General features: G+C 49.6%; 19 protein-coding genes. 11 read left to right on the top strand and 8 right to left on the bottom strand.

Annotated elements, in window-relative coordinates; all coding sequences use genetic code 11:
- Positions 1-31: 31 nt before the first annotated feature.
- From EZM41_RS12390 to EZM41_RS12365, 6 genes are all read right to left on the bottom strand, one after another.
- Complete coding sequence (locus EZM41_RS12390; RefSeq protein ID WP_342449327.1) at positions 32-1,732, bottom strand: PEP/pyruvate-binding domain-containing protein; 1,701 nt, start codon at positions 1,730-1,732, stop codon at positions 32-34.
- A 67-nt stretch (positions 1,733-1,799) separates the two neighbouring features.
- Entirely contained in the window at positions 1,800-3,008 is a 1,209-nt protein-coding gene (locus tag EZM41_RS12385; RefSeq protein WP_342449326.1) for a 2,3-bisphosphoglycerate-independent phosphoglycerate mutase, read from the bottom strand.
- Between the two features lie 39 nt (positions 3,009-3,047).
- Positions 3,048-3,686 carry a histidine phosphatase family protein gene (locus EZM41_RS12380; protein ID WP_198471437.1) on the bottom strand — a complete coding sequence of 213 codons (639 nt, stop codon included), beginning with the start codon at positions 3,684-3,686 and terminating at the stop codon, positions 3,048-3,050.
- Positions 3,683-5,320: a phosphoglycerate dehydrogenase gene (gene serA / locus EZM41_RS12375; protein ID WP_198471436.1), complete on the bottom strand. Its 1,638-nt coding sequence runs from the start codon at positions 5,318-5,320 to the stop codon at positions 3,683-3,685. The genes EZM41_RS12380 and serA overlap by 4 nt, the downstream gene beginning before the upstream one ends.
- The gene (locus EZM41_RS12370; RefSeq protein WP_198471434.1) at positions 5,305-6,450 is read right to left on the bottom strand and encodes a pyridoxal-phosphate-dependent aminotransferase family protein; all 1,146 of its coding nucleotides are present in this window, start codon (positions 6,448-6,450) and stop codon (positions 5,305-5,307) included. Before EZM41_RS12370 ends, serA begins: the two co-directional genes overlap by 16 nt.
- 274 nt (positions 6,451-6,724) lie before the next feature.
- Positions 6,725-8,116 carry a trypsin-like peptidase domain-containing protein gene (locus EZM41_RS12365; RefSeq protein WP_198471432.1) on the bottom strand — a complete coding sequence of 464 codons (1,392 nt, stop codon included), beginning with the start codon at positions 8,114-8,116 and terminating at the stop codon, positions 6,725-6,727.
- A 546-nt stretch (positions 8,117-8,662) separates the two neighbouring features.
- Between EZM41_RS12365 and EZM41_RS12360 the strand changes: the two genes are divergently transcribed.
- From EZM41_RS12360 to EZM41_RS12325, 8 genes are all read left to right on the top strand, one after another.
- Positions 8,663-9,871, top strand: coding sequence for an aminotransferase-like domain-containing protein (locus tag EZM41_RS12360; RefSeq protein ID WP_198471430.1), 1,209 nt, complete (start codon positions 8,663-8,665; stop codon positions 9,869-9,871).
- Positions 9,793-11,235 (top strand): tRNA uridine-5-carboxymethylaminomethyl(34) synthesis GTPase MnmE, encoded by a 1,443-nt coding sequence (gene mnmE, locus EZM41_RS12355; RefSeq protein WP_342449325.1) that lies wholly within the window; start codon positions 9,793-9,795, stop codon positions 11,233-11,235. The genes EZM41_RS12360 and mnmE overlap by 79 nt, the downstream gene beginning before the upstream one ends.
- A gap of 61 nt (positions 11,236-11,296) precedes the next feature.
- The gene (locus EZM41_RS12350) at positions 11,297-11,971 is read left to right on the top strand and encodes a DUF5752 family protein (RefSeq protein WP_198471428.1); all 675 of its coding nucleotides are present in this window, start codon (positions 11,297-11,299) and stop codon (positions 11,969-11,971) included.
- Positions 11,968-13,212 (top strand): glycosyltransferase, encoded by a 1,245-nt coding sequence (locus EZM41_RS12345; protein ID WP_232619372.1) that lies wholly within the window; start codon positions 11,968-11,970, stop codon positions 13,210-13,212. The genes EZM41_RS12350 and EZM41_RS12345 overlap by 4 nt, the downstream gene beginning before the upstream one ends.
- Before the next feature lie 9 nt (positions 13,213-13,221).
- Positions 13,222-13,959: a trehalose-phosphatase gene (gene otsB / locus EZM41_RS12340; protein WP_198471426.1), complete on the top strand. Its 738-nt coding sequence runs from the start codon at positions 13,222-13,224 to the stop codon at positions 13,957-13,959.
- Positions 13,960-14,058: 99 nt separating this feature from the next.
- The gene (locus tag EZM41_RS12335; RefSeq protein WP_198471420.1) at positions 14,059-14,760 is read left to right on the top strand and encodes a DUF1538 domain-containing protein; all 702 of its coding nucleotides are present in this window, start codon (positions 14,059-14,061) and stop codon (positions 14,758-14,760) included.
- A gap of 31 nt (positions 14,761-14,791) precedes the next feature.
- Positions 14,792-15,127, top strand: coding sequence for a P-II family nitrogen regulator (locus EZM41_RS12330; RefSeq protein WP_198471419.1), 336 nt, complete (start codon positions 14,792-14,794; stop codon positions 15,125-15,127).
- 137 nt (positions 15,128-15,264) lie between these two features.
- Positions 15,265-15,435, top strand: a complete 171-nt coding sequence (locus EZM41_RS12325; RefSeq protein ID WP_232619390.1) for a DUF5362 family protein — start codon at positions 15,265-15,267, stop codon at positions 15,433-15,435.
- Positions 15,436-15,750: 315 nt separating this feature from the next.
- On the opposite strand, the gene EZM41_RS12320 is transcribed toward EZM41_RS12325, so the two are convergent.
- Together EZM41_RS12320 and EZM41_RS12315 are read right to left on the bottom strand one after the other, a co-directional pair.
- Positions 15,751-17,058, bottom strand: a complete 1,308-nt coding sequence (locus tag EZM41_RS12320; RefSeq protein ID WP_198471417.1) for a hypothetical protein — start codon at positions 17,056-17,058, stop codon at positions 15,751-15,753.
- 152 nt (positions 17,059-17,210) lie between these two features.
- On the bottom strand, positions 17,211-18,806 hold the full coding sequence (locus EZM41_RS12315; RefSeq protein WP_198471416.1) for an N-acyl-D-amino-acid deacylase family protein: 1,596 nt from the start codon (positions 18,804-18,806) through the stop codon (positions 17,211-17,213).
- Positions 18,807-19,488: 682 nt separating this feature from the next.
- On the opposite strand from EZM41_RS12315, the gene EZM41_RS12310 reads away from it, so the two are divergent.
- Genes EZM41_RS12310 through EZM41_RS12300 form a run of 3 tightly spaced genes read left to right on the top strand, consistent with a single transcriptional unit; the run spans position 19,489 to position 21,456 of the window.
- Positions 19,489-20,067, top strand: a complete 579-nt coding sequence (locus EZM41_RS12310; RefSeq protein WP_198471415.1) for a DNA-methyltransferase — start codon at positions 19,489-19,491, stop codon at positions 20,065-20,067.
- Entirely contained in the window at positions 20,064-21,152 is a 1,089-nt protein-coding gene (locus EZM41_RS12305) for a hypothetical protein (protein ID WP_198471414.1), read from the top strand. The genes EZM41_RS12310 and EZM41_RS12305 overlap by 4 nt, the downstream gene beginning before the upstream one ends.
- Positions 21,153-21,165: 13 nt before the next feature.
- Positions 21,166-21,456, top strand: coding sequence for a hypothetical protein (locus EZM41_RS12300; RefSeq protein ID WP_198471412.1), 291 nt, complete (start codon positions 21,166-21,168; stop codon positions 21,454-21,456).
- Positions 21,457-21,467: the final 11 nt, after the last annotated feature.

Genomic DNA, 21,467 nt, shown 5'->3' with positions numbered 1-21,467 from the left:
AACTCTCTACCTCTCATAAGCGCGCAAATAGTCACGGTTCATTGACGATTACTACCCCTACATCGTTTTCCCCATCCAGCAAGACGGAGAAGTTGCCGTGATATATGCGCACAGCCGGATGTTGCCCCTCCTCGTAAGGACTTTCAGAAAACCACTCCCTGTTGTAGACGTTCGCCTCTTTGCCCTCTAAGACCGGAAGGTAGAGCACGCCGTCAGCATCCAAATCCAAGAAGAAATGCGTACCATATGAGAGTTCGGGGGCCATGCCCGAATTGGAGAAGCCTACTTCTACCAGACAATTGCAGTTCGATATCTCACCGTAACGGACCGGCACGCCCAAGGCCGGGTTGACGCTTCCCCAACGACCGGGCCCGACGAGGATATAACCGCCTTTCAGCGCTTCATTGGCTGCTCCAACGGCTCTGGCCACGAGATGAGGGTCTGAACGCAGATACGCCGATGGGTCCACACATACGATATGAGATACCCTCTCCAATACGCCGTTCGAGACCATGCCGCTCCCTCTCAGGAGTATTCGCTCACGAGGAATGTCCCTCGGGATCTCCACCCGCCCGAACTCTTCATATGTGGCGAGCGGGCGCAGTTGCACTATATTCATCTGTTCGCCCTCGGTCTCATAGGTCAACTCTATATCTACGGGCAACCTCATAGTCTCCTCGAACAGCGAAAGCACCCTTCGAAGCTGATCGAAGAAGCACGGGAAGCGGCGATGGAAGTCGCTAAAAGTGAAGACCGCCTTAGCATAAGCTAAGTGCCGCACCTCGGAGAGAATCCAATGGAAGGAATCGTCATAGGCGAGCTCCAAAAACGAGGCTGCGTTTTTGTGATGTTTCATGATGTGGCTTATTGCTTTATTCGCATCCATCCCCAACAAGAAACCGTGCTCCAGATCGACGTAATCGAATTCGTCTTGGGCGTGAGAAAGTATGTCAGCCATGCTATTTCCTTCAGGGCGAATCCCGGGGTGCGACAAGAAAAAGGTGCGAGCGAAGGAGCGACCCACCACGCGAGTGCCCAAGCCAAAGCAGAGCCTCAACACGCCGTCTTCTTTGCGCACCCTCGGTGTTGGCCTGCGAAATACCTTGGAAAAAGCAGCACCCGCAAGTTCCGGGTAATAGAGATTGCCGCGGCAACGACCCACTACGGGCTGAATTATCACCGCCATCTTTTCGCTCGCAAGCTTGATCCCATGCTTACGCCTATAGGCCTTGGCCGTAGGGTTGAACGTAGAGGCATATACGAGCTTTACGGCGCGCTCCAGACGGCGCAACCGGTACTCCAAGTTCCCTCGATTCCCGAAAAAGCGCGTCTCGTATTTGCCGGCGAAAGCCAAGGCTATGTCGTCTTCTAAGATCGACGAAGACCTCACGGCTACTGGGCTGTCTATGCGCTGAAGGATGCCGGCGAGGGCGCTCCTTACGTTTTCCGGAAGCGGCGCTTCTTCAAAGGCTTTCTCTATCTGCGAAAAATCCTCGCTACCCCGCACTATCGGTTCCAGGACATTGCGTCGCATAAATTCGTCGAAAACTTCCGTAGTGATGACAAAAGTAGTATGAGGGAAGCTCACTTCGCAGCTCATTTCGGCTTCGGCCACGGCCGATTGGGCAAAGGCGATCCCCTTCGCCTTGCCCCCTATCTGGCCATCTCCTATGAGCCAACCGCGTTCGGCATAAAATGGCTTTCCATCGTAATCGACATATCGAGGAAACACTATTCAACCACACCTCTAAAAATCGCTTTTCGTAATAGACAATTATACCGCGGGTCGGGAAGCGAGCTCAAGCGCCAAACTTGACCAGGCGCAGAGCGTGCGCCAGCATCAACCCCATTAGCTTATGGGCCGGCATGATCCCAAACGACCCCCTGGCGCACTCTCGTTCACCGAAAGATTTTGCACCGCATGGGCGCACATAGGGGCTTACGAGCATGAACGGGACCGGGTGCCACGAGTGAGCTTTCAACCTTGCAGGGGTGCTATGGTCACCCGTAATGACGATCACGTCGGGGCGAAGGTTGGTCAAACGCGGAAGGAGCGAATCCACCTCTTCGACTACGCGCCTTTTCGCGTCGAAGTCCCCGTCTTCGCCGCGGCTGTCGGTGTATTTCACGTGGACGTAAAAATAATCGAAGTCGTTCCAATTGTTCACGACGGCGTCGAATACACCCTCAAGTTCCTTGCCGGTCTCCAGGATCTCCATCCCCACCAGCCTCGCAAGCCCTTTATACATGGGATATGTCGCTGCTGCGGCCGGCCTTATCTTGTAAAGCTCCCTCAACGATGGGATGTGAGGCGCGGAAGAAAACCCCCGGAGCAGACAACCGTTGGCAGGTCTTTCATCCCTCAAGACTTCCCTAACCTTACGGATAAAGGCATTTGCCACATGCGCCATCCTCTCGCCGGCAGGATCTGTTGGGGTGGCCCATTTCATCGGGCCTGCAACCTGCGGGTCAGCATCGTAAACCGCATCCTTCAAGCCTTCACCGGAAAATACCACGACGAAGCGGTGTTCCTCTCCGGGATAAAGGCACACTCGTGCACCTTCCACTTCGCTTATCTCTTGCCTCAGCTTCTCTATGAGGGAGCGGTTTTTCTCCGTCGGTATCCTGCCTGCTCTCCTGTCGACTACGACATCGCCTTCTCCCCAAGTAGCGAAATTCCCTCTGGCGCAGACATCCCCGGGCCCAACGTCGATCCCGAGGCCCAGCGCCTCCAATATTCCCCTCCCTATTTCAAACTCGAGCGGGTCGTAACCGAAGAGGGAGAGATGTCCAGGACCACTTCCCGGCGTGACGCCGACATCGACGATCTCAAGCATTCCGAGCTCCCCTTTAGCGGCCAAAGCGTCGAGGTTCGGCTTGTGCGCTGACTCAAGCTCTGTACCTCCGCTCCCCCCTGGGAGCCCACCCAAGCCATCCAAGACCAAAAGGAGCATCTTGCCCTTTCCCTCTACGGTCAATCCACTGATCAACTCCATCCGACCGGACACGGCGATCACCTCCAAGGATAAATTGTACGCTCAGGTTCATCATAACCCTTTTTGCTCCGCGCGGAAGTAGGGATCTCCCAAATGACACGTATCCCCTAAGAGCGTCGCCCGCATCCCCCTCTCCGTCCTCTCCACGATGGAGACGCTGGCGTTTCCCAACTGAAAACGCCAAAACCCGGAAAGCGGCATCTCCAAAAAAAGACACAGCATCGCCTTCATCACGGCGTCGTGCGTCACGACAATGTGCGGTCCTTCACCGTGCTCGCTGATGCGGCAATAGGCCGCAAAGGCCCTCGCCTGGAGGCGTGCGAGATCCTCGCCATCCGGCATCTTAACCATATGAGGCTGCGAGTGCCACGCCTCCAACAACGCGGGCCACGTCTTTTTAACCTCTTCCATCGTGTGCCCTTCCCAGAGACCGTGATTTATCTCCTTCAAATCGTCATCGACGTAGACGGGAAGCCTTATGGCCTGGCCTATCTTATCCGCCGTCATTTTTGCCCTCGAAAGCGGGCTGCTCCAGATGAATTTAGCGTCGCAACCCTTGAGAGCCCGTGCCAGGGCCTCGGCCTGCTCTATGCCTCTTTCGTTCAGCGGGACATCCCGTTGCCCCTGAAAGCGCCCTTCGCAGTTCCAGGCCGTCTCTCCATGACGCACGAGGTAGAATCGCGCCTTCATTGCAAGTCCTCCTCAAAATCGACGACCTTCGCCCAAAGCAGGTCGGCATCCTGAGCTAGCTTCTGGACGAGCCCCTGAGGTACAGCGTTGTCAACCTGGAGAGCGCCTACGGCCTGACCGCTCCCGTTCTTTCTGCCGAGGGCGAAATTTGCGATGTTTATGCCGTTCTTCCCCAAGAGCGTCCCGACTTTGCCTATAACGCCAGGTCGGTCATAGTTTGAAAAGAGCAAAACCCGCCCCTCCGGCACGAAGTCTATCCAGAAACCATCGATGCAGACCACCCGCTGCCTTCCTTCCTCGGTGACAGTAGCCAAGACTTCCAATCTCTCGTTTTTCTCCTCGAGCGTGAGCCCTATGAGGTTTTTGTACGTAAAGGCTTCCCCTTTGACCTCTTCCACGGACAGCCCGACATCGGAGGCCAAAAGCGGGGCATACATGTAACTCACGCCGCTACCGTGGCGCACCTCCAGAAAGCCCTTAAGGGCCGCTACCGTATAAGGGGCATATCGGTATGGCAACTCGAAGGCCCCGTACGATTCCTCGCTGAAAAGGGAGCCGAGCATGGCAAAGCGGAACTTTTGAGGAACGCCGAAAAGGCTCGCAGCGAGTTGTCCCACCTTCCTCGCAAGGGTTAAATATTTGCGCTTAGAGACGTCCATTAATTGTTCGGCGAAGGGGAGGTTTACGGCGTGTTCGCACGGTTCTCCTCTGAGCGATGCTAAGAGGTTTTTAGCGGCGATGACGGACACCGCGGATTGGGCTTCGTAGGTGTTGGCGCCGATGTGGGGCGAAAGCACAACTCTATCTGCGAGGTCAGGCGAAAGGAGCGGATGATCTAAAGAAGGGGGTTCTTTGGAGAAAACATCGAAGGCTGCGCCGGCGAGGTGCCCCTTCTTTAGAGCCTCGGCGACCGCCTTCTCGTCGACGAGTCCGCCTCTTGCGCAATTTACGAGATAGGAGCCACGCTTAAAACGACCCAAAAGCTCCTCGCCTATCATGCCTCTGGTCTCCGCAGTCAAAGGCAGATGAAGTGTTACGATATCGGCCTCGGCGAGAGCGATGTTCAAATCAGGCACCAACGTAACCCCAAGCCTTTCGGCTTTGCTCGCCTGAACGTAAGGATCGTAAGAAAAAACATCCATGCCGAAAGATCTCGCTCGAGACGCAACCTGAGAACCGATCCTACCGAGTCCGATTATGAGCAGCTTTTTCCCGTGAAGCTGGCACCCCATAAAGCGCTTCCTCTCCCACCGGCCGCAAGAAACGGAATAATATGCCTGAGGCACCTTGCGCACGAGAGAAAGCATCATCGCCATCGTGTGCTCGGCCGCAGAAAGGGTGTTGCCGGTGGGGGCATTTATGACCACGACCCCTCTCTTACTCGCCGCGACGAGGTCGATGTTGTCAACCCCAACGCCAGCCCGCGCCACGGCCTTCAACTCGGGCGCACGTTCGAGCAGCTCCTCTCCTACAGCGGTTCCGCTCCTCGTAAGAAGCGCATCTGCATCGGATACAGCTTTTAGGAGCTCCTCCCCGGCTATGCCAGGGCGATTTATCAGCTCTACATCCTCTGCCTCCTGCAAGACCCTTAGGCCGTCCTCGTGTATTTCCTCCGTGACTAACACTTTCCACATGGGGCGTCCTCCTCCCATACCCGCTGCGCGACATCCAAGAAGCCGGCGTTCACGGAAAGGCCCGCGCTCTTGGCAGCTCCATAGATGCTTCCTAAGATCAGGCACATTTCAGGCCAACCCATGTCTGTGTAATGAGCCACGCGCACGATCTGTCCCTTGAGCGCTCCCAAGCCTCCGGCTACTTCGACGCCCATTCCGTAAAGGGCGTCTTTGAGCCTTTTAGCCTCGGGCGTCTTTATGGCCGTCACCCCTGGCGAGCGATGGCGCTTTTGGCGGACGAGTAAATCGAGCCCCATAGCCTCGGCTCCTGCCGCAAAGGCAGCAGCGAAGCGGCGGCGCTCCTTCCACCATTTGGCATATCCATGCTCAGCCAGCAGGGCTAGCGCGGCATCTAACGAATAAAACAGAGAAATAGGAGGTGTGTAAGGGCTCTGAAGGTGTTCCATGGAATCCCTGTATCCCAACAGATCGAAGTAGAAGCTCTTAGGGTGCCCGAGACTCTCCAAGGCTTCCCAAGCGCGGGGCGAAAGCCAAACTACCCCAACGCCGGGAGGACAAAGCAACCCCTTTTGAGAAGCGCCGGCAAGCGCATCCACCCCCCAGACCTCAGGCAGACAAGGCGTAACGCCGAGAGAGCTCACGACATCCACCAAAAGTAGCGGCCTCTCCTTGGGAAGGACAGACGCTATGGAGTGAATCGGGTTTATGACGCCGGTTGAAGTTTCATTGTGCGTTAAAAGGATCGCCCTCGCCTCGGGATGAACCCTAACCGCCTCCGCTATAGCTTCGGGGGCAACCGCCTCCCCCCACGGCACATCTACCGAGACAATTTGACAGTCCATCCTGCTCGCCATCTCCCTGAAACGGAGACCGAACTGACCGCAAGATACCGAGATTACAACATCGTCCGGCCTCAATAGGTTTTCCACCATAGACTCGAGCGCCCCTGTACCGGAAGATGGGAGCAACACCACGGGTCCGCTGCTTTTTAACAAATCCCTAAGGCGATTCTGGAGGCGCAGCAGGAGGGCAGAAAACTCCTCGCTCCTGTGGCCGATCATGGGGCGGGCGCCAGAGCTTGCCACCTCGTGTGGCAGCGGCACCGGGCCAGGCGTGAACAGGTGCTTCATCTTTACCACCTCCACTGAAATTTAAAGGGCCGGAGGAGCTTGCCTCCGGCCCTTTTGTGCGTCTAAATCTGCTTACTATAAAGTCTATACACAAACGGTGCGGAAGCGCACAAGATTCCTTTCCCCTCTCCAAGACGAAGAGGAGTCTGATGAGCAGCTACCGCACCCCGTAAAAGTTAAAGCTGACCATTTCGCCATCGCTATTTGCACCATATCAGACGTTTGTCTGCTTTTATCACATCTTTCATCGCCTGTCAACCTATGCTTATTTGCATTATTTTTCGTAAAGATACTCTTTGGGTATCTCCTTTGGAATCTCCATTTCAAGAGTTGTCTCTTCGCCATATCTTTGCACTACAACCTTAATCGTTTTCCCGAGGTTATTTTGTATTATCACCTTAAAATCCTCGATGGAACTATTTTTGTCGAATTTCTGACCCGCAGTCGAAATAATTCTGTCTCCCGCTCTAAGGCCAAGAGCTTCTCCCATGCTCTTATTATTAAGGACAAGCAAATAGAAGGGATCTGTAACCATGGTCGTAGCTCCGATTTTGAAGACAGACGGCCGCTTCTCTAACCCCATCATATACACAAGATCTCGAGGAGCGTTTTTCCTAAAAATCATAGATTCTTTATAAAGTTGCATTAAAGCCGATGTTTTTGGGGTAAGAACCTCCCAGGCCATCTTAAAGGAAGCTATGGCGCGCTTCCTTAGGTCATCAGATTGAGCTCCCCATGCTTTGGTTTGCTGTGCAATGACCATAGCCTGCATCAAATAATTTACCGCATTAAATTGGTTAGCCCCGGCTTCCAAGGCAGTTTGTAGGATTTCTTTCCTCAACGAGTCGTCGGTCCTTATGCCAGCTATTCTCTTAAGCTCACGCTCGAGTTTCGCCTGATAGTCATATACGAGCTGAGGCACTTCTTTACTCTCAAAATGCGAGTAGTAGTCTATAATATTGATAATCCACACGTAGACTGCATAATGGTCGTAAAATGTAGTAAAAAAGCTCAACAACATAAGATCTATGTCATCCATGGGGCTAGAGCCTGTGGTTTGAACAACAGTTCCAACACCTCCAGTCGCTTCCACCGTCTGTTTCTGCGCCCCCCAAGACCTGGTAGGAAGCGACGCGTTAAGGGCTGCGATGAATGCTGACGGCACAAACACCCGTCCGTCTTGAGCTTCTATAACTATTCCGACCACGTTGCCCTTAGAGTCCAGGGCCGGTGCTCCGCTGTTGCCGCTCGGGGCCTCTCCGGAGAGCATGCATCTTTCTATACCGCTAGCTCCCTGGTGTACCTCCGCAACGGCCAACTGGACGAAACCGTAGGTGTTGTCTTTCACAGCTCCACTGTTAATGACCATTCCAGGAGTAATGCTTGCCTGGGTGAGGTTAAGCACTCCCCTTCCGGAGGAGGGAATATCGATGAGTGCTACTCCCCTCTTTTCGTCGACGGCTACCAGGCCAAGCGCATCAACCTCAACGCCGTCCTGGAACCTTAGGGTGACTTTATTAGCGTTTCTGATAAGGCGAGCCGCTGTAACAGCCCTATTTTCGCCTAACGCAATAAACGCTAGGCCCTGTAGCTTTTGGCCTCCTTCCGTTTCTACGGTCAAAACGGCAACGGATTGCATCGCTTTCGAAATGGCAGCGGTGTCCACCTCTGCCCCAGCCGGACTATATCCCGTGAACGCTGCACAAAACAGACTAAAAACCAATAGCGCCGATAACTTGCTTGCCTTCCACAACATTGCCTTCACCGCTCTCTCAAAAAAGATTTAAAAGACAATGATTTTCAAGGATCTTTTTGCAAGTAACCATATGTGTTCTTGCGCAACAATCGACAAAATATATCTAAGCTTTGAACTTATTAAGCTATCTAAATCCCCATTCTCCTCCAAAGATCAATAACCTACTACATTTTACTGTCTTCGATGCTCTTGGCGTTGGTTTCCCTAAGACCCCCACCCCCTTATCCATTTGCTCACTTTTAAGCTAATTTACATCTTAGCCCAAACGAGTGTTAGCGACACTTCACACGTGTTCATTAATGTTTGACCGTTTAGTGGACTAATAGTAGCACATCCTGTAAAGGGGGCAAGATGCAGAATCTGCCCCAGTCTGAACAACGACGGGCAATAGTTATGTTATTATTTGAAGGTAGATTACGCCATAAATGAGATACATTTCCTAAAGGGGGGGACAGCATGAGTGCGTGGGAAGGGCTTTACAGTAAGGCGGCGCGGGGGCTTAAACCTTCGCCGACGAGAGAGTTGATGCACGTGATCCGCAGGCCCGGTATGATATCGTTCGCCGGAGGCATGCCGGATCCCCAGATCTTTCCCGTAGATCTATTTTGCGACTGCGCGGAGATTTTAAAGAGAGAGGGAAAAGATATTCTACAGTACGGCACCACTGAGGGATATCAGCCGCTGAAAGAATTCCTATCGGAGTGGCTTGCTCCGAGACTCGGCAGAAAAGCGGATCCCACCAAGGAAATCCTTATCGTATCCGGCTCTACACAGGTGGCCGATCTCATATCTTGGGCACTCGTAGACCCCGGAGACTACATTATCGTCGAGGAACCCACCTTCTTCGGCTTTACGATACCCATGTATAACCACGGGGCGCAGTTTCTGACGGTCCCCTGCGACAGCGAGGGCATGAAAGTAGACCTTTTGCCGGGATTGATAGAAAAAGCCAAGAAAGAAAGGAAGAAGGTAGCCTTCATCTACACGATACCGAACTTTCACAACCCCTTAGGGTGCACGTTATCCCTCGATAGAAGGAAGAAGCTCGTCGAAATTTCGCACTCCCTCGGTGTACCGATCCTCGAAGATGACCCTTACGGATATCTGAGGTTCGAAGGAAAAGACGTAGCTTCCATATTTTCGCTCGACGGCGGGACGAACGTCATCCACTCGGGAACATTCTCAAAGATTTTGGCGCCTGGGACGCGCGTCGCTTGGTGCGTGGGAGACGCAGACATCATCCGCAAGATGGCCGTCTTCAAACAGGGCACCGATCTGTGCACCAGCGTAGTGGCCCAAGGGCTCGTATACGAATATTGCCGCCGGGGGCACCTCGACTCATTCTTGCCGAAAATCGTAAACCACTACAGAAAGAAGCGCGACGATATGGAAGAGGCTCTGAAGCGTCATCTTCCTCTTGGGGAAGTCTCTTGGGTGAAGCCGCAGGGCGGGTTTTTCTATTGGATAGAGATGAAAAACGTCCTCACAAAAGACCTCTTCGACAAAGCCATAGAAAAGAAGGTAGCCTTCGTGCCGGGAGAGCCTTTTTACGCCAGCGGTAAAGGCGGAGAGCGCGCCTTCCGCATGTGCTTCACCTTTGCTACGTCCGAGGACACAGACGAGGGCATAAAGCGCCTTGGGGAGGCTATAAGGGAGCTGATGTAGGCCTGGACACGATAGCAGCCATATCTACGGCCTGGGGAGAATCGGGGATAGCCATCGTTCGCCTCTCTGGCCCGCGCGCCAGAGAACTCGCAGACTCGATCTTTCAAGGAAAAGCCCAACTGGCAGAAAGCCCTCCGAGAGTCATGAAGCACGGCTATATTGTGGACGAAAGCGAAGAGAGACTTGACGAGGTATTGGCCGTGTGGTTTTGCCCTCCTTACAGCTACACCGGAGAGGAAGCAGCTGAGATACAATGCCACGGCGGAAGCCTCGCGGCCAAGAAGTGTTTAGAACTCCTGTTCGACAGGGGAGCACGCTTGGCCGAGCCGGGAGAGTTCACGAAGCGGGCATTCTTGAGCGGCCGAATAGATTTATCGCAAGCTGAGGCGGTGTTAGGAATAATCAAGGCCAAAAGCGATGAGGCTCTTCGTGCCGCAGCGAGGTCGCTGTCGGGAGAGATTTCCAGAAATGCAGAAAGCGTCTACGACGCACTCATCGCCCTTTCAGCCGAAGTCGAGGTGGCGCTCGATTTTCCGGAGGAAGACGTCCCGCCGAAGACTGACCTTGAAATACTGCAAGATATCGCTTCAATAGCTTCAAAGCTCGAAGGCTTGATATCACGATGCCGGGTCGGTTTTGCGCTGCGCGAGGGCGTAAGGGTGGCAATCGCGGGGCGCCCGAACGTGGGCAAATCGTCGCTGTTAAACGCGCTATCCTCGCAAGAGCGGGCAATCGTCACCCCTATACCGGGCACCACGCGCGACATCATAGAGGAAGTGATCGTGCACAAAGGACTTCCCATTCGTCTGGCAGACATGGCCGGCCTGCGAAAACCCCAGGACGAACTCGAGGCCATTGGCGTAGATAGGGCCAAAGCGACCATAGATAGAGCTGACATATTGGTTGTCGTCTTAGACGCAAGCGCACCCCTCGCAGACGATGATAGAGAGATCGCAGCTAACACAGAAAATGCGCCTCGCATAATAGCCCTCAACAAGGTGGATCTGCCCCTGGCCGTTGCCGAGAGCGACGTGTGCGCCCTCTTTCAAAATAGCCCTATATGTCGCACCTCCGCCCTGCTGGGCTTGGGGATAGACGGGCTCAAAGACGCGATATTTAACATAGCATTCAAAGATAACTCCTTCGAAGCCGGGCTCAACGCAAGTGCGAGGGAACTCTTTGAGTTACAATGCGCTGCGCGGGCTATTGTCGAAGCGCAAGAAGCGATCAAGGCCGGTTTAGGTCAAGACCTCGCAGCGAGCGCGCTGGCCGCCGCTGGAGCTTGCCTCCAGCGGCTTTTGGGCAAATCTTACGACGACGCGCTACTTGAGGCTATATTCTCCCGCTTTTGTGTGGGGAAATAACGCAACTCAGCATAAAACAGAAAGGGGGCAGCCTCAGCCGAAAGGCAGGGGCAACTTTCAAATGATTTCTTCTATAGAGCCTTTTGAACTTAAGGACTGCGAGATAGTAATGGTAAGCACGGGTTTGAGGGCGCAGACTATGAGGGAGCTCAGAGACGCTCTCAAAGAGGCGCCCGACGGAAGCCTTTTGTATCATTTTTGGGGATGGATGCTGCGCCCTTACTTGAGCGAATCCGAGTACGACAACGACTTCGCCACATGGGTGGACAGGAGCTTGCGTGACCAAGCATTGGCCGAACGGCTTAGCGTAATAAACCCATCCCATTACGAAGACCTGAATGCGCTAAAAAACAGGCTCCTGGACATCTTAGACGAGCGCCTGGTCCAGGGAGACTTCCTCACCTGGGCCAAGGGGGAGACGGAATTCGTATTTTTGAAGGCACAGATGATCATATTTAACTCAGGGATTCGCATTATGCAGCCCAAAGACCTCGCGCCTGCCGTCGCTCAAGCACCCACCGGCAGCATATTCTATCATTTCATTGACGCACAGAGAAGAAGTCCGATCTGCTGCGACGACTTCAGCTACTGGCTTGAGCAATTTGGCGACGAAACGGCCGAGGCGCGCAAGAAGATCTCCATGATAGATCCCTACTTGTTTTCACTATCCGAATTGCGCGACTTGATCGTAAAGGCCTTGAACGAAAGCATGACACAAGGAGGGAGCGCATTTTGAGCGATCTACTTTCGCAATACGCCGGGGTCGTTGGAGAGCAAGAGATAAGACACATGCGGGCGCTGGCCAAGGGGTTGCACGGGGCGCGTGTCGTGCACGTCAATTCCACCAGAAGCGGAGGAGGCGTAGCTGAGCTGCTCAATCGCATCGTGCCGTTACAGAGGGAATTGGGGCTCGATGTGGAATGGGAAATAATAGAAGGAAAATCCGATTTCTTCGTAACTACCAAAAATATCCATAACGCCCTTCAGGGCGCACCCGTTACCCTTTCGGAGCCTATGTGGAAAGTCTATGAAGAGACGAATCGCGCCAATGCCGAAATGCTGGAAAATAAACTCAAGGATGCCGACTTTGTATTCATCCATGACCCTCAGCCGGCGGCACTCATAAACCACTTTCCACAGAGGAGCGCAAAGTGGATCTGGCGTTGCCATATAGACGTAAGCATCCCCCAACCGTCGGTATGGCGGCGCCTTGAGAGGACTGTCTCAAGATATGATGCCAGCATCTTTTCGTTGGCTCAGTTCGCCCAAGCGTTACCCCACCCGCAGTACTTAATCACACCCAGTATCGATCCTCTGAGCGAAAAAAATATAGATCTCCCTAAAGAAGAGATTGAGGCCGTTTTTGATCGTTTCAATTTAGATCGCAAAAAACCACTCATTTTGCAGGTCTCGCGCTTCGATCGCTTCAAAGACCCCTTGGGCGTAATAGAGGCCTATAAAATCGTAAAAAGTTTTCAGGAGAGCGTGCAGTTGGTATTGGCGGGCGGCGGCGCCTCCGATGACCCTGAGGGAGGGGTAGTCTTGGGCGAAGTGCTCGAGGCAGCCAAGGATGACCCTGACATACACATACTGGAACTGCCCCCCACTGCCAACCGCACGATAAACGCCCTCCAGCGAGCGGCAGAGGTCGTGCTTCAAAAGTCACTGCGCGAGGGGTTTGGTCTAACGGTGACCGAGGCCCTGTGGAAATACAAACCGGTCGTCGGAGGAGACATAGGCGGGATACGCCTCCAGGTGATAGACCGCTTCAACGGCTTCCGCGTGCGCACGCCTGAGGGCGCCGCGCTGCGAATACGCTATCTCCTCCACCACCATGAAAAAGCCAGGCGCATGGGGCAAAATGCCCACAATTTTGTGAAGGACAATTTCTTGATCACACAACAGGTGCGGAACTACCTAGCGCTCATGATGAGCCTTAAAGAAGGGGAGGTTTCCAGGCTTGAGGTGGTGGTTTAGCTGAAACCGATGGAGGATTTTTGGAAGAAGCTCTCTGAGGCCAAAAGGCGTGCGCTGCTCTCCGATTACGACGGAACGCTCGCTCCCTTTGTCGAGGACCGCGACGAGGCTTTCCCATATCCCGGCGTAATAGAGCGCCTGAGCGCAATAAGACAGAGCGATACGCGCGTCGTCATCGTTACGGGCAGAAGCGCAAGGGAGATCCTGCGATTTTTGCCGACAGATCCGCCGCTCGAGGTCTGGGGATGCCACGGCGGAGAGAGGTTCCTGCCTTCGGGTGAACTCCACACCCTTCCTTTAACATCTGCGCAGAGGGCAGCGTTGGAGAGGGCGAGTGAGATTGCACTCGCCCTCCTTCCGGAAAGGCGCGTGGAGAAAAAACCGCTCTCTGTGGCATTTCATCTGCGCGGCCTCAGCTATGATATAGGCTATCAGCTTAAAGAATTGCTCGATACTCTGTGTGATTGCGGGCTCGGGCTCATGCCCTTCGACGGCGGGCTTGAATTGAGAATTCTTTCCTGCACCAAAGCGATGGCCATAGAGACCATAATTGCAGAAGAAGGAGATGCTGCCATGGCTTATCTCGGCGACGACCTCACCGATGAGGACGCTTTCTCCGCCATAAAGGGGAAGGGATTATCGGCCCTCGTGCGAGGAGAATGGCGCCCCACAATTGCCGACGTGTGGATAATCCCCCCAGAGGAGCTGCTTTCTTTCTTAGACCGATGGATTGCGGCATCCAGATAACGGCTTCTTGCCTCCGTCTTCTGGTCTGTGCCGCGTAAGCAATATGGGTTGATCGTATAGTATATCAACCGCACAAGCAACAGGAGGTTATCATATTATATGAGAGTTTTGATGAATTTAAAAGATTTATGGGAAACCACAAGAAGCGTGCTTCCATTGGCTATAATACTTGTCTTTTTTCAGGTGGTTATACTGAAAAAACCAATCAAAAATGTTAAGGAATTCATTTTTGGAATTTTATTATGCATATTTGGTCTACATTTCTTCTTAAAAGGTGTCTTAATGAGCCTTCACCCGCTTGGAGATTCTGTAGGTGGAAGTATAATTATTTTAAATAACAAATGGTTGATAATAGCAGCAGCATTCGCCATAGGATACTTTGGAACTTTAGTTGAACCAGCCTTAAAGACATTGGCTTTAGAAGTAGAAGAGATAACCATTGGAGCTATACCGCACATGACTTTAATTCACTCCGTAGCTATCGGATTCGGCGCTGGAATGGGCATAGGCATATATAAAATCTTAAATAGTACATCTTACATAAAAATTGTCACATTTTTACTTTTATTAATCCTCATATTAACCCTTTTTGCACCAGAAGAATTTGTATCAATAGCAACGGATTCAGCTAGCGCTACTACTGGTCCCGTCAATATTCCTATAAATATGGCTTTAGCAATTGGCTTAGCAAAGGTACTCGAAAACGTAGATCCATTAGCATATGGGTTTGGTATAGTGGGACTCACCTCAATTGGAGCTGTAATATCGGTATTAACTTTAGGAATATTGACAAAAATATGAATAACATAAATGATTAAGGAGATAAAGTATCATGGAAGCCAAATGTATTGTTGCTATTGTTGAAAGAGGTAAAGCTGATAAAATTGTAGAAAGAGCCAAAAAAACGGGCGCAAAAGGAGCCACAATTCTTTACGGAAGAGGCACGGGGCAAGCAGAGGCATTAAAATTTCTCAATCTACGCATCGAGGCTTCTAAAGAAATAATTCTCATACTTAGTGACGTAGGAGAATATAAACCAATTTATGACGCCATTGTCGAGGAAGACAAGCTTCAAGAGCCAGGCACAGGTGTTATATTCACATTTATGGTATCTGAGTTGACTGGTTTGCATTTTATAGAATACTCGAAACTAAATAATGCAGGATAGGTTAACACTCAAAGCACAGTATATTCATTTTTTTATGCAGATATTAATGCTCTTGTTTGTCTTATTTCTTGAAACGTACTGGTTTTCTAATGTTTTTAGTTATACATCTGAATTGAGGGGGGTTTCTCGTGGGGAAAATGCTAAGAATATTTGGGATCATAGGCATAATAATTGGGGTATTAATAATGCTTCCGGTGGTAACGATTCCATCAGGAATTGCCATCATCATAAATGGCATAGTGCTTTACGCAATTGGAAGAATTTACGACGATGTGAGAACCATCAAAGATAAGCTGAATATTCCGTAACTCAAAACCACGCATAGCAACACTGTTGCATCCTGGACACTGAGCCTTTGTTATCGCCGATTGTCGCTCTGCAAGCAATAAACATCTATCAATTATGCACATAGTACCCGGTACGTCTTGACAGGACACATTTGCGGTTTGGTCTTAATGCTTCACTTATCACTCTGCTCCTGCCTTGGAAGTTTGAAAAGGGTTGTCGACACCTGCGCGGCGCACATAGCGCCCTACGGGTGTCGACGTGCAGATAATCACCCAAAGTAACTACCTACTTGAATTACCGGATCACGGCTTACGCACTTACCGCATACCGACAGCTTAAGCAAAAAGAATGGCGTAAAAAATAAGAAAAACCGTCTGGCAAATCGCAATTACGACACCGTTTTTGATGACAGACTTTACATCGCGCGAGCCCGCAAAACCTAGACAACTAAACATGTTGCCGCCCGGGTAAATAAAGTTGGTCACACGGGTAGCAACTATCAGTGCTACTGCCCAAGCAGTCATAGAGACATTGTATTCAGAGAGTAAAGGAAGAAACATCTCATGGAGAGTCTTTAACTCCCCTACTACCGCTCCAGAAATACCAAAAGCACCAGTAATACCGCCTAAAATAACGACAATGGATCTGCCACCTATCTCGATAAGTGGCCTAAAGAGCTGAGCTAGTGCGGCAAAACCGCCGGCCTGAACGATAAAGTTAATGAAGGGTTCAAGCAACACAAAAAGGAAAAACATGCCTACATTGCCTGCCATGCCCCTTACAAAAACTTTTAAGATATGATCGAGGTTTAATCCGCCAACAAAGCCTGTCGCTAACGCTAATCCCAACATTATTACGATGACATAAGATGTAGAAGCTTTAACCATTATGCCATAGACTATAGCTACAGAGAAAAGGAGGCCGAAAGTCAAAGTAGCTCGACGACTTGTAGGTGTCGGGATGAATTTGGTTACGCCTTCCTGCCGCGGATAAGCGGCCTTCTCTTCGGTCTCACGCTGAATGCGCTGCACCATAAACCATGTAGGGATTAACGTTATTAAAGAGATAGGGATAGCCACTTTAAGAAGCATATCAAGATAAGAGAGCTTGGTAAAGCCAAGGAGCGCCACTACGGGTGGAGTAAAGGGGCCAAGTATAAGCGCCGTTTCTGCTACCGCTTGAAAAAGGATGGCTACTGTGCTGCTAGAAAGTCCTACCTCTGCCGCAATGGGTAACACTATTGGCGCGATAATAGCAACGCCGCCTGCCATAGTCCCTAGTAACGCAACTACTACCATATCAGCTATCATAATGCCCAACATCAATTTCTTCTTGGTGTTAACTCCTACACTGTAAATGATTCCATGCACCAGTGTGTGAGCTACTTTGGTCTCCGTGAGCACTTCGCCGAGGCCGCGCCCTAACATTATAATTAGGCCAACCAAAGCCAAAAACGAGCCCATAGACTTTGCTATTACATCTCCAAAAGATATTAAAGACTGATGTGTTATTACCGCACCAATCAATACACACACCAATGTGGCCGGGAGCGGTTCCCAGTCTCTAAAGACAAGAACTATATAGACTGCAAGAGGTAAAAGCCCTAAGAGTCCAAGCCAAATATTAAAGCTGTTTTCTGCCATAACTTCATAACCTCCCATTTTAAATTTATACTTCGGCTGACCAAAGACAGTTGACCGAGCATGAATAACGGAGTTAAAGATTCATGTCGTAAGGCAATTACAAGACTTGACAACCGCTCAATAAGACACGCTTACCAAAAATAAGCTTGTTGCTATGATCGTTTACGCAAGACTCGCCCTGCCATATCGCCTGTCAGACGGCCCGATACAACCGCCAGAGAGCCATTTACGAAGACATATTCAACACCTCTGGCATACTGATGCGGGTTGACGAAATCTGCCACATCGATGACTTTGGCTGGGTCAAATATGGTTATGTCTGCAGCCGATCCAGGCTTGAGATGGCCACGATCACTGAGGTTAAGGCGGAGAGCTGGTAAACCAGTCATTTTATTAACCGCCGTTTCCAGAGTTAAGAGTTTTTTCTCTCGAACATAGCGGCCCAAAACTCTAACAAAGGTCCCATAAGAACGCGGATGAGTAGCTTTACCGGCATCTGTTTCGACATTCATGCCACGACCATCTGAACCCACTGCCACTTGCCTATCGGCCAAGATAGCCTCTACATCTTCTGTAGCCATGGAAAAGTAAACAGCCCCCACAGCTGCTTCCTCTTCTACAAGAAGCTGTATCACTGCGACTGCTGGACTGACACCCCAGAGTTTAGCAATCTGTTCTAAGGTTTGTCCTGATAGGTTTGCGTTTTTCGCTGAACCCACACCAGCGATGAGGACTCGCTCGGGACCTCCGCGCATCGTCATTTCACGCTGGATCTCTGCTTCTAGTCTTTCTCTTAGTTCTGGTGCATTCAAACGCTTTAATAGTTCCCTTGCGCCACCGGAATGTGCCCATTGAGGTATCAATGCCGTCAGGGAAGTGCTGGATGCCTCATAGGGATATTGATCGGCGCCGATATCGACGCCTTGTTCGCGCGCTTTGGCTAAGCGCGCCAAACACTCCTTCCCCTGTCCCCATTGCGGCCTACCCATAGCTTTAAGGTGAGAAACCTCAACCTTGGCACCGCTATTTGCCCCGATATAAATAGCTTCATCTAAAGCCTTAAGCAACGTGGAGCTTTCGCCGCGGATGTGGCTTGAGTATAAAGCGTCATAATGGGCCAATACGCGAGAAAGGGCGACAAGTTCATCGGTTTTAGCAAAGCTGCCCGGCGGGTAAATCAACCCCGTTGACATCCCCCATGCGCCTTGATCCAGCATTTGAGCAAGCAGCCCTTCCATGCTTGCAAGTTCATCAGCGGTAGGCTCTCTGTCCTCAAACCCCATAACTGCACCGCGCAGAGCACCGTGTCCAACCAAAGGCAAAAAATTAAGCCCCAGCCCGCGCTTTTCTAAAATATGCGCATAATCTTTAAAATCTGTCCAAGTGATGTTTTCTGACGAAAACAGAAACTCGTGCATCTTGAGGTAACCTACAAGTTCCTCTATATGGGCTGGCGCTACCGGAAACGCACTTATCCCACAGTTTCCCACCACCTCGCTGGTGACTCCTTGAAGGATCTTGCTTTCGGATAAAGGATGGGCAAAAATACTGCCATCGCTGTGCGAGTGTATGTCGATAAAACCAGGCGCTACTACGAGTCCATCGGCATCGATCGTTCTTTTCGCAGGTGTGCTAAGCCTCGCTCCAATTTCGACAATCTTATCCTCTTGCACAACCACATCGGCTCTATATCCCTGCCCCCCTGTGCCGTCTACCACTAAGCCATTACGAATGAGCACATCTGCCATAATACGCAAAACCTCCTCCTGCTTGTGAATTATGACTTATCTAATGGCAACATGTAGCCCTTAGCAGTCAATCTGCATGCTCAATCACCAACAATTTGCATACACGTCAACATATGTGGGCAAAATTCGGTGCAACCCGTTTGTTTGCTTACGAATAAGGTATATTATATAGCACATACAGGAACGCATAGCAACATTGTTTGTCATGGGCTTTGAACTTTCGTGGTCGCTGATTGCTGCTCTGCATGGCAATAAACATTGTATCGATTGCGCGCATGATGCCCGACGTGCCTTGACGGGATATGCATTTGCGGTTTGGTCTGTCACCGATGCTTCATTTACCAATGCTCATAACTCGGTAAGTTTGAAAAGGGCTGTCGGCACCTGTGCGGCGCGCATAGCACCCTACAAAGGCTGATACCTGACTCGTCCCGCCCAAAGAGTTCCTCTCCTTTTTGAACTGCTTGGATCGATGCGCGCAGTTAAAACCCCGGGAATTTTTCTCGATATGTTTAGCATACAGCATGAATAAACTATAGAAACGAATCGAAGAAGGGTGGTAAAATATTGAGCATAGCTACCTTTGGGAATTACACAGTTGCCATGGAAAATATTATAAGGCATTTGAGGTGATCACAATCTGAAGACGTTGCATAAAATAATTATTGGCGACTCAAGGTGCATGGATGAAGTAGCCGACGAATCTGTTCATCTTGTCATTACATCTCCGCCATATTGGCAATTAAAAGATTATGGAAACGAGAAGCAGATTGGCTTCAATGATACTTATGAGGAGTACATTAACAATCTCAATTTGGTCTGGAATGAATGTCACAGGGTTCTACATAAAGGTTGTCGCTTGTGTATCAACATAGGCGATCAATTTGCCAGGTCAGTTTACTATGGAAGATACAAAGTCATTCCTATAAGAACAGAGATAATTAAATTTTGTGAGAGTGCCGGTTTTGACTATATGGGAGCCATTATTTGGCAAAAGGTTACCACATGTCACACAACCGGAGGAGCGACAGTAATGGGGTCGTTTCCTTACCCCAGAAACGGAATCATTAAACTGGATTACGAGTTTATTTTAATTTTCAAAAAATATGAAGCTGCTCCAACGGTCAACAATGACATTAAAGAGCAATCAAAGTTGACGCAAGAAGAATGGAATCAATATTTTTACGAGCATTGGAACTTCCCTGGTGAAAAACAAAACAAACATTTGGCCATGTTCCCGGAAGAAGGCATGACAGTATGAATGAAAGCCTTGTTCAATGGGTTTTGCTAAGGAGACCTGAATACTTACAGGAAAAACTCGGTTTTGAGCTGGAAAGAAAACTTGGGGAGAATTACACCACCGAACAAGGTAGAATAGATTTTGCTTTTGAAACAAAAAGTGAAATATTGGTCGTAGAACTTGAGACGGGAATAAATAATAAAGCAAAATTTGAGTATTGTCTCGAACAAGTAACGAGATACAAAGATATAGATTTTGTCACACAAAAGCCTGTAAAATTTATTATTTTATTTGATGAAGAAAATACTTCTCCAAAGTTTATAAAGCCATTGCATGATTTTTGTGAGAAATTAGATATCGTATTAAGGACTTATTCTATTTTAGATATTCAGAAACTATACAAAAAATGTTTAGAGGAACTCAGTAAAAGCACGGGGATACATCTCGGCCCACCTGTGGCTATGGATGTCGTCTATCTCCGCTGGCTCAATAAAGTCATTAAACCCTTCTACGATAAAAACGCTGACGAGCTATCCATTACTGACGTAAGAAATATTTTCAAATCCAGAACAAGTTTTGGAGTATATACATCTTTAACAAAATATTTTGAATTAATAGAAGAAAAACAAAATGGGATGGCAGGATTAACAGATTATGGCAAGAGGTTTAGAGATAATTATAATGCTGAAATAATTAAGTCAAGAGCTAGTATGCCAGATTTAAGCACAGAGCAAAAAAGAATTTTGTTAGAAGTTTTAACCAATGGGGTTTTTACAAAAAGTAAAGTAAACATATACTATTTTCTTAGATTCGTGCATCTCACAAATGGCGATTGGCTGCCCAACTCTGGCATATCTGAGGATAAAGAGAAATTGAAATTTATTAACTTTTTATTTGGTAAGAGCTACAGGTGGACTACTATAAGAAAACTTCTCTTATTTACCTGTAATCAGTGTGAGGAGCTTGAATTGGTAGAAAGGATGAGGCTTTCTAAATCCAAGTATGATAGAATGGTCTTAACAACTTTAGGCTCCCGAGTTTTAGGCTACTTAGAGTTATATTTACACTTAAGAAGGGAACAACTGCAGATACCATTACAAATTTGAAGAGATGATTTAAATGAGAGAAGAAAGCAGTTTAGACTTTCTGGAAAAATTTCCAAAAGACCGTAATGGATTATATATTGTATATGAGCTTTATACTTTTGACAGTGTTTTCAGATTGCTTTTGAAAAACGGCTTTGATCACAAAGAGGCACTTTGTTTTATTATCGCGAATTGTTCATTGAGTGCTTTTGCTTTTCAAGAGAGGATTCACAATAAAAGCTATAAAAAACTTTCGGATAAAGATGCGCTACCTTCTGATTTGGCTGCTTACAAAGCAAGATTAGTTTATGATTTGATAACATGAAGTAAATATGC

Source organism: Acetomicrobium sp. S15 = DSM 107314, from assembly GCF_016125955.1.
Lineage (GTDB): Bacteria > Synergistota > Synergistia > Synergistales > Thermosynergistaceae > Thermosynergistes > Thermosynergistes pyruvativorans.
This window is presented reverse-complemented; position numbering and strand designations above follow the sequence as displayed.

Bases quoted from the DNA above. Each gene is read 5' to 3' on its own strand.
- EZM41_RS12380 (WP_198471437.1), bottom strand. From the start codon at position 3,686: ATGAAGGCGCGATTCTACCTCGTGCGTCATGGAGAGACGGCCTGGAAC.
- serA (WP_198471436.1), bottom strand. From the start codon at position 5,320: ATGTGGAAAGTGTTAGTCACGGAGGAAATACACGAGGACGGCCTAAGG.
- EZM41_RS12370 (WP_198471434.1), bottom strand. From the start codon at position 6,450: ATGAAGCACCTGTTCACGCCTGGCCCGGTGCCGCTGCCACACGAGGTG.
- EZM41_RS12360 (WP_198471430.1), top strand. From the start codon at position 8,663: ATGAGTGCGTGGGAAGGGCTTTACAGTAAGGCGGCGCGGGGGCTTAAA.
- EZM41_RS12350 (WP_198471428.1), top strand. From the start codon at position 11,297: ATGATTTCTTCTATAGAGCCTTTTGAACTTAAGGACTGCGAGATAGTA.
- otsB (WP_198471426.1), top strand. From the start codon at position 13,222: ATGGAGGATTTTTGGAAGAAGCTCTCTGAGGCCAAAAGGCGTGCGCTG.
- EZM41_RS12335 (WP_198471420.1), top strand. From the start codon at position 14,059: ATGAGAGTTTTGATGAATTTAAAAGATTTATGGGAAACCACAAGAAGC.
- EZM41_RS12330 (WP_198471419.1), top strand. From the start codon at position 14,792: ATGGAAGCCAAATGTATTGTTGCTATTGTTGAAAGAGGTAAAGCTGAT.
- EZM41_RS12325 (WP_232619390.1), top strand. From the start codon at position 15,265: ATGCTAAGAATATTTGGGATCATAGGCATAATAATTGGGGTATTAATA.
- EZM41_RS12320 (WP_198471417.1), bottom strand. From the start codon at position 17,058: ATGGCAGAAAACAGCTTTAATATTTGGCTTGGACTCTTAGGGCTTTTA.
- EZM41_RS12315 (WP_198471416.1), bottom strand. From the start codon at position 18,806: ATGGCAGATGTGCTCATTCGTAATGGCTTAGTGGTAGACGGCACAGGG.
- EZM41_RS12310 (WP_198471415.1), top strand. From the start codon at position 19,489: ATGGATGAAGTAGCCGACGAATCTGTTCATCTTGTCATTACATCTCCG.
- EZM41_RS12305 (WP_198471414.1), top strand. From the start codon at position 20,064: ATGAATGAAAGCCTTGTTCAATGGGTTTTGCTAAGGAGACCTGAATAC.
- EZM41_RS12300 (WP_198471412.1), top strand. From the start codon at position 21,166: ATGAGAGAAGAAAGCAGTTTAGACTTTCTGGAAAAATTTCCAAAAGAC.